General features: G+C 70.6%; 1 pseudogene. It reads right to left on the bottom strand.

Annotated elements, in window-relative coordinates:
• A pseudogene (locus tag ARGLB_RS19715) lies at positions 1–620 on the bottom strand (RHS repeat protein); the annotation flags it as partial.

Here is a 620-nt window from a genome sequence, read left to right as displayed (position 1 = left end):
CCCCGGACTCCGTCACCACGGTGGTGATGCGGTCCTGCCCGTCCCAGCCATAGCTCAGGTCCGCACCCTCCGGGGTCACGGTCCGGACCCTCCGGCCCCGCCCGTCATAGCCGTGCACCGTGACCGCCCCGTCACGCTCGGTGAAGGACACCAGGTTCCCGTGCGCGTCATACGCCATCGACTGGCGCAGATCATGACTGTCCAGCACCCCGACCAGGCGCCCCTTCGCATCCGCGATCCACGAGTTGGACCGGGTACCGTCCTCGTCCGACACCACCGTCACCCGGCCCGGCAGGTACGCGAACCTGGTCCGCCGCCCATGCTGGGTCACCTGCAGGACCACCCTGCCGTGTTCGTCGTAACTGTTCTCCGCCTCAACAACACCCGCAGCCGAGACCACAGCATCAACCAGGCCCTGCCCGTTCCACCGGTACGTCCGCGCACCCAGGTCCGTCGCCACCCGGATCAGCCTGCCGGCCTCGTCATAGCCGTACTCCACCCGGCGCCCGTCCGAGGCCCTGACCAGCACCACCCGGCCGTCCACGTACCCGACCTCGAGGAAACGGCCCCGCACATGCTCCAGCCTCGCCACCGCACCCGCGCTGCCGCCGCCGGCCGCC

Source organism: Arthrobacter globiformis NBRC 12137 (assembly GCF_000238915.1).
Classification (GTDB): domain Bacteria; phylum Actinomycetota; class Actinomycetes; order Actinomycetales; family Micrococcaceae; genus Arthrobacter; species Arthrobacter globiformis.
Note: the sequence above shows the minus strand (reverse complement) of the source record. Positions and strands in the feature narration are given on the sequence as shown.